The organism is Streptomyces sp. NPDC036764 (assembly GCF_055609385.1).
On record NZ_JBVJPT010000018.1, the window covers coordinates 158,410 to 168,343 of the forward strand.

General features: G+C 70.9%; 10 protein-coding genes. 8 read left to right on the forward strand and 2 right to left on the reverse strand.

What is annotated here, in order from left to right:
• Positions 1 to 65 precede the first annotated feature (65 nt).
• On the reverse strand, positions 66 to 752 hold the full coding sequence (locus ACZ69Q_RS40995) for a PH domain-containing protein (RefSeq protein WP_471052834.1): 687 nt from the start codon (positions 750 to 752) through the stop codon (positions 66 to 68).
• Positions 753 to 998: 246 nt separating this feature from the next.
• Here ACZ69Q_RS40995 and deoC point away from each other — a divergent pair, with 246 nt between their 5' ends.
• The 5 genes from deoC to ACZ69Q_RS41020 all read left to right on the forward strand — a co-directional run bounded on the left by deoC (position 999) and on the right by ACZ69Q_RS41020 (position 5,541).
• Positions 999 to 1,961: a deoxyribose-phosphate aldolase gene (gene deoC / locus ACZ69Q_RS41000; RefSeq protein ID WP_471052873.1), complete on the forward strand. Its 963-nt coding sequence runs from the start codon at positions 999 to 1,001 to the stop codon at positions 1,959 to 1,961.
• A 5-nt stretch (positions 1,962 to 1,966) separates the two neighbouring features.
• Positions 1,967 to 3,403: an aldehyde dehydrogenase family protein gene (locus ACZ69Q_RS41005; protein ID WP_471052837.1), complete on the forward strand. Its 1,437-nt coding sequence runs from the start codon at positions 1,967 to 1,969 to the stop codon at positions 3,401 to 3,403.
• Positions 3,396 to 4,295 carry an aldehyde dehydrogenase family protein gene (locus ACZ69Q_RS41010; RefSeq protein WP_471052840.1) on the forward strand — a complete coding sequence of 300 codons (900 nt, stop codon included), beginning with the start codon at positions 3,396 to 3,398 and terminating at the stop codon, positions 4,293 to 4,295. Before ACZ69Q_RS41005 ends, ACZ69Q_RS41010 begins: the two co-directional genes overlap by 8 nt.
• Before the next feature lie 184 nt (positions 4,296 to 4,479).
• On the forward strand, positions 4,480 to 5,115 hold the full coding sequence (locus ACZ69Q_RS41015) for a uridine kinase family protein (RefSeq protein WP_471052843.1): 636 nt from the start codon (positions 4,480 to 4,482) through the stop codon (positions 5,113 to 5,115).
• Between the two features lie 69 nt (positions 5,116 to 5,184).
• Complete coding sequence (locus tag ACZ69Q_RS41020) at positions 5,185 to 5,541, forward strand: DUF6281 family protein (protein WP_471052845.1); 357 nt, start codon at positions 5,185 to 5,187, stop codon at positions 5,539 to 5,541.
• Positions 5,542 to 5,744: 203 nt separating this feature from the next.
• Here ACZ69Q_RS41020 and ACZ69Q_RS41025 read toward each other — a convergent pair whose 3' ends face one another.
• On the reverse strand, positions 5,745 to 6,491 hold the full coding sequence (locus ACZ69Q_RS41025) for a SigE family RNA polymerase sigma factor (RefSeq protein WP_471052848.1): 747 nt from the start codon (positions 6,489 to 6,491) through the stop codon (positions 5,745 to 5,747).
• Between the two features lie 266 nt (positions 6,492 to 6,757).
• Between ACZ69Q_RS41025 and afsQ1 the strand changes: the two genes are divergently transcribed.
• Genes afsQ1 through ACZ69Q_RS41040 form a run of 3 tightly spaced genes read left to right on the forward strand, consistent with a single transcriptional unit; the run spans position 6,758 to position 9,596 of the window.
• Positions 6,758 to 7,435: a two-component system response regulator AfsQ1 gene (gene afsQ1 / locus ACZ69Q_RS41030; RefSeq protein ID WP_190072356.1), complete on the forward strand. Its 678-nt coding sequence runs from the start codon at positions 6,758 to 6,760 to the stop codon at positions 7,433 to 7,435.
• Positions 7,432 to 8,997, forward strand: coding sequence for an ATP-binding protein (locus ACZ69Q_RS41035; protein ID WP_471052851.1), 1,566 nt, complete (start codon positions 7,432 to 7,434; stop codon positions 8,995 to 8,997). The genes afsQ1 and ACZ69Q_RS41035 overlap by 4 nt, the downstream gene beginning before the upstream one ends.
• A complete protein-coding gene (locus tag ACZ69Q_RS41040) occupies positions 8,994 to 9,596 on the forward strand; it encodes a hypothetical protein (RefSeq protein ID WP_471052854.1) in 603 nt (200 codons plus the stop codon). Before ACZ69Q_RS41035 ends, ACZ69Q_RS41040 begins: the two co-directional genes overlap by 4 nt.
• Positions 9,597 to 9,934: the final 338 nt, after the last annotated feature.

Here is a 9,934-nt window from a genome sequence, read left to right on the forward strand (position 1 = left end):
CAGCGCCGCCCCAGCAAGCGCATGCGCAACCCCCCGCCCAGCCAATGCGAAGGCGCGCGCCTCGCTCAGCCGATCGCCAGCAGGATCACCAGCAGCACGGCGCCCGCGACGACCGGTCCGGCCACCTCGTAGGCCCAGCGCACGGTCACCTCACCCTGCGCGGACTCCGCATGCTCGCCGTGCTCCAGCAGTTCCCGCAGGTCGTCCATGACCTTGTCGGTCTCGGCCCGCATCGGACCGTCCGAGTCGACGTCCCCGCGCGGCGCGCCGAGCCCGAGCCCGCCGAATCCCGCGCTGCCGCCCATCCGGCCGCCGCGGTCACCGCGCCCCGAGGCCGCGCGGGCCGAACGCCGCGCGGCCTTCTTGCGGGCCCGCAGCGAGACCGGGACCGCCCAGAGCTGGAACTTGGTGCCGGACTTGGTGACGACCTCGTTCGAGTAGCTGGAGCGCAGCGCGGCGACCTGCCCCCAGGGCAGCACGATCACGCGCAGCGGGTTGCGGATGCGCAGCCGGTCCTCGTTGGCGTGGACGGCCGGCCGCAGGGTGAACGCCGTCACCAGCGGCACGAGGAGGATGATCGCCGCGAGGGCCATCCACTGGGTGCGTCCCTCGCCGCGCAGCAGGGCGTCGATGCCGAGCCAGAGCACGATGACCAGCAGGGCGACTCCGCCGACGATGCCCATGGGTGAGCGGTACACCCGGTCCTTCGACGTGGGGTCCGGGGAGGGAGACGGGTGTTCGGGGGTCGTCATGGGGCCGATTCTGCCTCACGCGTGCGGGGAGTGTTCGATCGCCCGATCACCGTGGGGGCGACCTCGTTCGCGGGTGCGGGCCGCGGGTGGCTGATCGCGCGGTTCCTCACGCCCCTGGGTGGGTCGGCTCCCCCGCGTCGGACAGATCCATCCCCCACAGATCCATCCCCCACGGATCGTCCCCCACAGATCCGTCCCCTCGGGGTGTACAGCCGCTACGCGCGTAGATATGCTCGTCTGGTGACCATGCCCACCAATGCATCTGCCGCAGCTCACGCACTCACGGACGTCGCCGCGTCCGACAGCACGCTGCGCCGCTTCCTCCACGGGCTGCCGGGTGTCGACGCGGTCGGCCTGGAGGGGCGGGCCGCGTCCCTCGGTACCCGTTCCATCAAGACGACCGCCAAGGCGTACGCCATCGACCTCGCCATCTCGATGGTCGACCTGACGACGCTGGAAGGCGCGGACACCCCGGGCAAGGTCCGGGCGCTCGGCGCCAAGGCGGTCCACCCGGACCCCACCGACCGTACGACACCGCCGACCGCCGCCGTCTGCGTCTACCCCGACATGGTGGCCACCGCCAAGGAGGCCGTCGCCGGTTCGACCGTGAAGGTCGCCTCCGTCGCCACCGCCTTCCCGGCGGGCCGCGCCGCCCTCGAGGTGAAGCTCGCCGACGTGCGTGACGCCGTCGCCGCGGGCGCCGACGAGATCGACATGGTCATCGACCGGGGCGCGTTCCTCGCCGGGAAGTACATGAAGGTGTACGACGAGATCACCGCCGTGAAGGAGGCCTGCGGGACCAGCGCCCGCCTCAAGGTCATCTTCGAGACCGGCGAGCTCTCGACGTACGACAACATCCGGCGCGCGAGCTGGCTCGGCATGATCGCAGGCGCCGACTTCATCAAGACGTCCACGGGCAAGGTCGCCGTGAACGCCACTCCCGCGAACACCCTCCTTATGCTGGAAGCGGTGCGGGACTTCCGCGCCCAGACCGGCATCCAGGTCGGCGTGAAGCCGGCCGGCGGTATCCGTACCTCCAAGGACGCGATCAAGTTTCTCGTTCTGGTCAACGAGACCGCCGGCGAGGACTGGCTGGACAACCACTGGTTCCGCTTCGGCGCCTCCTCGCTGCTGAACGACCTGCTCATGCAGCGCCAGAAGCTGGCCACCGGCCGCTACTCCGGCCCCGACTACGTGACGGTGGACTGATCATCATGGCTTCGGTATTCGAATACGCACCGGCCCCCGAGTCCCGCGCGATCGTCGACATCGCGCCGTCGTACGGCCTGTTCATCGACGGCGAGTTCGTGGAGGCGGCCGACGGCAAGGTCTTCAAGACCGTCTCGCCGTCCTCCGAGGAGGTCCTGTCCGAGATCGCCCAGGCCGGCGAGGCGGACGTGGACCGTGCCGTGAAGGCCGCCCGCAAGGCCTTCGAGAAGTGGTCGGCGCTGCCGGGCTCCGAGCGCGCGAAGTACCTCTTCCGCATCGCCCGGATCGTCCAGGAGCGGGCCCGTGAGCTCGCGGTCCTGGAAACCCTGGACAACGGCAAGCCGATCAAGGAGACCCGCGACGCGGACCTTCCCCTGGTCGCCGCGCACTTCTTCTACTACGCGGGCTGGGCCGACAAGCTCGACCACGCGGGCTTCGGCGCGAACCCGCGGCCGCTGGGCGTGGCCGGCCAGGTCATCCCCTGGAACTTCCCGCTGCTGATGCTGGCGTGGAAGATCGCCCCGGCCCTCGCGACCGGCAACACGGTGGTGCTCAAGCCCGCCGAGACGACCCCCCTCTCCGCGCTCTTCTTCGCGGACATCTGCCGCCAGGCGGGCCTGCCCAAGGGCGTCGTCAACATCCTTCCCGGATACGGCGACGCGGGCGCCGCGGTCGTAGCGCACCCGGACGTGAACAAGGTCGCCTTCACCGGCTCCACGGCCGTCGGCAAGGAGATCGCCCGCACGGTCGCCGGCACCCGCAAGAAGGTCACCCTCGAGCTCGGCGGCAAGGGCGCCAACATCGTCTTCGACGACGCCCCTATCGACCAGGCCGTCGAGGGCATCGTCAACGGGATCTTCTTCAACCAGGGCCAGGTCTGCTGCGCCGGCAGCCGGCTGCTGGTGCAGGAGTCGATCCAGGACGAGCTGCTGGACTCCCTCAAGCGCCGCCTGTCCACGCTCCGCCTCGGCGACCCGCTGGACAAGAACACCGACATCGGCGCGATCAACTCCGAGGAGCAGCTCTCCCGCATCACCTCGCTCGTCGAGCTGGGCGAGGCGGAGGGAGCCGAGCGCTGGTCGCCGGCCTGTGACATCCCGGAGAGCGGCTACTGGTTCGCCCCGACGCTGTTCACCAACGTCACCCAGGCGCACCGGATCGCCCGCGACGAGATCTTCGGCCCGGTGCTGTCGGTCCTGACGTTCCGTACGCCGGACGAGGCCGTCGCCAAGGCCAACAACTCGCCGTACGGCCTGTCGGCGGGCATCTGGACCGAGAAGGGCTCGCGGATCCTCGCCGTGGCGAACAAGCTCCGGGCCGGTGTCGTCTGGTCCAACACGTTCAACAAGTTCGACCCGACCTCGCCGTTCGGCGGCTACAAGGAGTCGGGCTTCGGCCGCGAGGGCGGCCGCCACGGCCTGGAGGCGTACCTCGATGTCTGACAAGTCCGAGCAGCAGCGTCTGAGCGTCTTCAAGACCTACAAGCTGTACGTCGGCGGGAAGTTCCCGCGTTCCGAGAGCGGCCGGGTGTACGAGGTGACGGACTCCAAGGGCAACTGGCTGGCGAACGTACCGCTGTCGTCCCGCAAGGACGCCCGTGACGCCGTGGTCGCCGCGCGCAAGGCGTTCGGCGGCTGGTCCGGCGCGACGGCGTACAACCGCGGTCAGATCCTCTACCGCATCGCCGAGATGCTGGAGGGCCGGCGCGAGCAGTACGTCCGCGAGGTCGCCGACGCCGAGGGTCTGTCGAAGTCGAAGGCGGCCGCGCAGGTCGACGCGGCGATCGACCGCTGGGTCTGGTACGCGGGCTGGACGGACAAGATCGCCCAGGTCGTGGGCGGCGGAAACCCGGTCGCGGGCCCGTTCTTCAACCTGTCCTCGCCCGAGCCGACCGGTGTGGTCGCGATCGTGGCGCCGCAGGAGTCGTCGTTCCTGGGTCTGGTGTCCGTGCTCGCCCCGGTGATCGCGACGGGCAACACGGCGATCGTGGTGGCGTCGGAGAAGTCCCCGCTGCCCGCTCTCTCGCTCGGCGAGGTCCTGGCCACGTCCGACCTGCCGGGCGGTGTCGTCAACGTCCTGTCCGGCCGTACGGCGGAGATCGCCACGCCGCTCGCCGCCCACCAGGACGTCAACGCGATCGACCTGGCCGGTGCCGACGAGGACCTGGCGAAGGAGCTGGAGATCGCGGCGGCGGACAACCTCAAGCGCGTCCTGCGTCCACAGCCTGTGGATCACGCCGTCACGCCCGGCATCGACCGTATGACGGCGTTCCTGGAGACGAAGACGGTCTGGCACCCGACGGGTTCGCTGGGCGCGTCCGGCTCGTCGTACTGAGGCCCGGCCGGCACCGAGACCGGAGAGCCGCGCTTCCCCGCCGTCCCGGGGAGGCGCGGCTCTTCGCCGCGCGCGGACACGGGGTGACCAGGTGAACGCCACATGCAGTCGAGGTGTGATCCGCGCATCAAACGTGGTCCGCCGGGTCGTTCAGCAGCCCATCGATGCCTCACACTGGTGTCCCGTGAGTTCCCCTTCGCCCATACCGACGCGAGTCGTGCTGCTCTGCGGCCCTTCCGGTTCCGGCAAGTCCCTTCTCGCCGCCCGCTCCGGCCTTCCGGTCCTGCGGCTCGACGACTTCTACAAAGAGGGCGACGACCCGACCTTGCCCCAGGTCCCGGGGAGCTCCGACATCGACTGGGACCACCCCGACTCCTGGGACGCCGACACGGCCGTCGCGGCGATCACCGAGCTGTGCCGCACGGGCCGCACGGACGTGCCGCTCTACGACATCTCGCTCAGTGCCCGCACCGGCGCGGAGACCGTCGACATCGGGCGCACCCCGCTGTTCATCGCCGAGGGCATCTTCGCGGCCGAGATCGTGAGCCGCTGCCGTGAACTCGGCGTCCTGGCCGACGCGCTGTGCCTGAGCCGGGGCCCGATGCGCACCTTCCGCCGCCGCTTCCTGCGCGACCTGAAGGAGGGCCGCAAGTCGGTGCCGTTCCTGCTGCGCCGCGGCTGGCGCCTGATGCGCCTGGAGCGCTCGATCATCGCCCACCAGACGTCCCTGGGCGCATACGCCTGCGACCGCGACGAGGCCCTGGGCCGGCTCACCGCGGCCGCCGCGGGCCGCTGCCCGGCGGCCACCCCGGCAGCCTGAACGAAGTCGGCACCCACGCCGTCGTAGGACCGTGAAGAACGCTCCTGTGTCCCCGTGGGAAGGAAGCCGATGACCAGTGCACCGCGAACCGTCCGGCGTGTGCTCCCGGCCGCCCTGCTCGTCCTGGCGGCCGCCGGCTGCGCGGAGGGAGGCGGCGCGGAGCCGGGCGGCGCGGCCGAAGCCTCCTGCGCGTATGTGGTGACGTACGCCGACCGTTCCTATCTGGGCACCGGGGACGCCGACTTCACCGTCGGGAAGAAACTGGGCACCGCCACGGTCCCGGAGTGCGACGACACCCCGAACGACCCCGAAGGCGCCGTCCCCGAGGACAGGGTCACCGCCTACGCGGTCGAGGGGATGGACCCGGCCGTCGCGATCGCCGTGGGCGACACGCCCGCCGAGGCGACCCTGGTCAAGGCCCGCTGAGCACACACGGAAGCGGGACTGGACGGACCCCCCGGCCCTCCAGCCCCGCTCTCGTTGTGCTCCGCCCACGTCCCCCGTGGCGGAGCACCCCCCGTTCCCCCGTACTTCCCCCCTCGGTGTTTCCCCCGTCAGGCCCCACGTCGGCCCCCCGGCCTCCGTGGGTCCCCCCACTTGTTACCGCTCCCCCGCGGTCCCCCGGACCTTCAGGCGACAAGCTCCCCGAAGGCGTCCTCCTCGTCACGGCCGAAGCTGAGGACCTCGTCCTCGCGCAGCCGGCGCAGCGACCGCCAGATGCTCGACTTCACCGTGCCGACACTGATGTCGAGGATGTCCGCGATCTCCGGGTCGGTGCGGCCCTCGTAGTAACGAAGGACCAGCATCGTCCGCTGGAGTTCGGGCAGCCGGGCCAGCGCCTGCCACAGGACCGCGCGCAGTTCGGTGCCGCGCATCGCGTCCGTGTCGCCGGGCGTCTCCGGCAGCTCCTCGGTCGGGTACTCGTTCAGCTTGCGGCGGCGCCACGCGCTGATGTGCAGGTTGGTCATGGTCCGCCGCAGGTAACCCCCGACGGCGGCCTTGTCGCTGATCCGGTCCCAGGCCTTGTACGTCGAGAACAGCGCGCTCTGGAGCAGGTCCTCGGCCTCGAATCGGTCACCGGTCAGGTGGTAGGCGGTTGCGTACAGGGAGGCGCGGCGCTCCTGGACGTAGGCGGTGAACTCCGCCTCCGACAGCGAGCGACGCCGCTCCCCCGAGTCCTCCCTGTACGCGCTTCCCCCGTGCGGTTCCCCCGTGAAACCGTCAACCACCGTCATGTACGCGGTGTGCTGACGCCCGGTGCCGCGAGCGCACCCCCGCCCGCTCACGGCACCGGACTTGTCCGAACCCCGGCCCCCGTTCACGTCGTGCAGACGCGTGATCACTGCGCTGGTGCTGGTGCCGTGCAGCGTGTTCATCTCGCGCCCCCCGTCGTGGACTTCCGGTGTTCTGCTTCGTGCGGCTTGCTGTGTTGCGTCCCGCTGTCTTGCCTGTGCCGAGAAGCTTGCCCGGGCACCTTCATGGCCGTGTCCGCCGACTGTCACAGAGCTGTCACAGGGGCCTGCGCCAAGCCCCCTCCCGGCACCGGCACAGCGCGGACACAGCCGACAGCGCTACGCGCACGTATCCCTACTGCTCGTACAGGTGTCGAAAGACCACCCCCGCATGGGCCAGAATGTGCCCCGTGCCTTCCCTGTTGCTGATCGAGGACGACGACGCCATCCGTACGGCCCTGGAGCTCTCACTGACTCGCCAGGGACACCGTGTGGCCACTGCTGCCACCGGCGAGGACGGTCTCAAACTGCTGCGTGAACAGCGGCCGGACCTGATCGTGCTGGACGTGATGCTGCCCGGCATCGACGGCTTCGAGGTGTGCCGTCGTATCCGGCGCACGGACCAACTGCCGATCATCCTGCTGACCGCGCGCAACGACGACATCGACATCGTGGTCGGACTGGAGTCCGGCGCGGACGACTACATCGTCAAACCCGTGCAGGGGCGGGTCCTCGACGCCCGCATCCGGGCCGTGCTGCGGCGCGGGGAGCGCGAGTCGAACGACGCGGCGACCTACGGCAGCCTGGTCATCGACCGCGCCGCCATGACCGTCACCAAGAACGGCGAGGATCTCCAGCTCACCCCCACCGAGCTGCGCCTGCTGCTCGAACTGAGCCGCCGCCCGGGCCAGGCCCTGTCCCGCCAGCAGCTCCTCCGCCTCGTCTGGGAGCACGACTACCTGGGCGACTCCCGCCTCGTCGACGCCTGCGTCCAGCGCCTGCGCGCCAAGGTCGAGGACGTCCCGTCCTCCCCCACCCTCATCCGTACCGTCCGCGGTGTCGGCTACCGCCTGGACGCGCCTCAGTGACACAAGCGCAAGGGGGGGTCCGCGGCTGGGTCGCGGCTCGCAAGGGAGTGTGGTCGAGGCTGCGTTTCACCAGCCTGCGTCTGCGCCTGGTCGTCGTCTTCGGCCTCGTCGCCCTCACGGCCGCGGTGTCCGCGTCCGGGATCGCGTACTGGCTCAACCGCGAGGCGGTGCTGACCCGCACGCGGGACGCGGTGCTGCGCGACTTCGAGCAGGAGATGCAGAACCGCGCGGGCCTGCTGCCCGAGCAGGCCACGCAGGACGAACTCCAGCACACCGCCGGTCAGATGGCCAACAGCAGCCAGCGTTTCAGCGTGCTCCTCGTCGCCCAGGACGCCGCCGGCGCTCCCGCCTACGGCAGCTCCGGCGGCCTGGACGGCTTCACCCTCGCGGACGTACCGAAGTCCCTGCGCACGGCGGTGAACGAGAAGCAGCAGACCAACTCCTCCGCCAAGTCGGAGTACCACCTGTACTGGCAGCTCATAGTCGAGGACGACACCCCGTTCCTGATCGCCGGCACCAGGATCAACGGCGGCGGTCCCACCGGCTACATGCTGAAGTCCCTGGAGCCGGAGGCGAAGGACCTCAACTCCCTCGCCTGGTCCCTCGGCATCGCCACCGGCCTCGCCCTGATCGGCTCCGCGCTGCTCGCGCAGGCCGCCGCCACGACCGTACTGAAGCCGGTCCAGCGGCTCGGCGTCGCCGCCCGCCGCCTCGGCGAGGGCAAGCTGGACACCCGCCTGCGCGTCTCGGGCACGGACGAACTCGCCGATCTCTCCAGGACGTTCAACAACGCCGCCGCCGCGCTGGAGAAGCGGGTCGCCGACATGGCCGCCCGCGACGAGTCCTCCCGCCGCTTCGTGGCCGACATGTCCCACGAACTGCGCACCCCGCTGACCGCGATCACCGCCGTCACCGAGGTCCTGGAGGAGGAGCTGGAAATGGAGTCCGGCTCCATGGACCCCATGATCGAGCCGGCCGTCCGCCTGGTGGTCAGCGAAACCCGCCGCCTGAACGACCTGGTCGAGAACCTCATGGAGGTCACCCGCTTCGACGCGGGTACGGCCCGCCTGGTCCTCGACGACGTCGACCTCGCCGACCAGATCACGGCCTGCATCGACGCCCGCGCCTGGCTGGACGCCGTCGACCTGGACGCCGAGCGCGGCAACATGGCCCGCCTGGACCCGCGCCGCCTGGACGTCATCCTGGCCAACCTGATCGGCAACGCCCTCAAGCACGGCGGCTCGCCGGTCCGCGTCACCGTCCGCGTGGAGGACGACTCGGTCGTGATCGCCGTACGGGACCACGGCCCCGGCATCCCCGAGGACGTCCTGCCCCACGTCTTCGACCGCTTCTACAAGGCCAGCGCCTCCCGCCCCCGCTCCGAGGGCAGCGGCCTCGGCCTCTCCATCGCCCTGGAGAACGCCCACATCCACGGCGGCGAGATCACGGCCGCCAACTCCCCCGAGGGCGGCGCGGTCTTCACCCTGCGCCTCCCACGGGACAGCTCGGAGGCGACCGGCACCGACGGCAAGGACGAAGCGAACAAGGGAGACGCGCGATGAACACACGCCGCGTCCTGACCCTCGCCCTGTCCGCCACCGTCCTCACCGGCTGCGGCATACGCCCCACGGAGATCCCGACCGACTTCGGTCCCGCCCCCTCCCGCGTGCACTGCTCACTGTCCGAACCGAACATCTCGACGCAGGCCGAGCGGGGCCTGCCGGTCCAGGTGTTCCTGCTGTGCGGCTCACAACTGGTCGCGGTGGACCGGACGGTACGCGTACCCGACGGCACGGCGGACTCCGCACGCCGTGTCCTGGTCGCCCAGGGCCTCCTGGACGAGCTCGAGGCGACCCCGTCGGCCACCGAGAAGGAGGCCGGCTACACCACGGACGTCCGAGGCGCCATGGGAGTCACCGGCCCACGCCCCAACGACCCCGACGAGACCCTGCGCCTGAGCGCACCCCCCAACGACCTCACGTCGTACGCCCTGGCCCAGATCGTCTGCACCTTCTCGGACTCCTCGGCCGCCGAGGGCGACGGCTCGGTAATCCTGGGCGGCCCCACGCCCGAGCCCCCACGCCGCTACGAGTGCACGGACGAGGTCCGCACCAGACCCGGCAGCAACGAGCCCCCCTCAACCGAAGTCACAGACGGCTGACCCCGCCCCGCCCCGGGCAAGACCGACACGGAGCCGCACCACGGGGGTGCACACCCGCGTACGGCGGCTGCGGGCCCGTCGTGGCCGGTCGCGCAGTTCCCCGCGCCCCAAGAGGGTTACAGGCGACCTGCGCCACGAGGCGCCCGGGAGCGCCATACGCGGGTGCGTCGACCGCGTACACCGGCTGCTGGCCCGTCGTGGCCGGTCGCGCAGTTCCCCGCGCCCCTAGGGGGTTACAGGCAGCCTGCGCCACGAGGCGCCCGGGAGCGCCATACGCGGGTGCGTCGACCGCGTACACCGGCTGCTGGCCCGTCGTGGCCGGTCGCGCAGTTCCCCGC

Coding starts and splice junctions, on each gene's coding strand:
- ACZ69Q_RS41005 (WP_471052837.1), top strand. CDS start 1,967: ATGGCTTCGGTATTCGAATACGCACCGGCCCCCGAGTCCCGCGCGATC.
- deoC (WP_471052873.1), top strand. CDS start 999: ATGCCCACCAATGCATCTGCCGCAGCTCACGCACTCACGGACGTCGCC.
- ACZ69Q_RS41025 (WP_471052848.1), bottom strand. CDS start 6,491: ATGAACACGCTGCACGGCACCAGCACCAGCGCAGTGATCACGCGTCTG.
- ACZ69Q_RS41010 (WP_471052840.1), top strand. CDS start 3,396: ATGTCTGACAAGTCCGAGCAGCAGCGTCTGAGCGTCTTCAAGACCTAC.
- ACZ69Q_RS41040 (WP_471052854.1), top strand. CDS start 8,994: ATGAACACACGCCGCGTCCTGACCCTCGCCCTGTCCGCCACCGTCCTC.
- ACZ69Q_RS41020 (WP_471052845.1), top strand. CDS start 5,185: ATGACCAGTGCACCGCGAACCGTCCGGCGTGTGCTCCCGGCCGCCCTG.
- ACZ69Q_RS40995 (WP_471052834.1), bottom strand. CDS start 752: ATGACGACCCCCGAACACCCGTCTCCCTCCCCGGACCCCACGTCGAAG.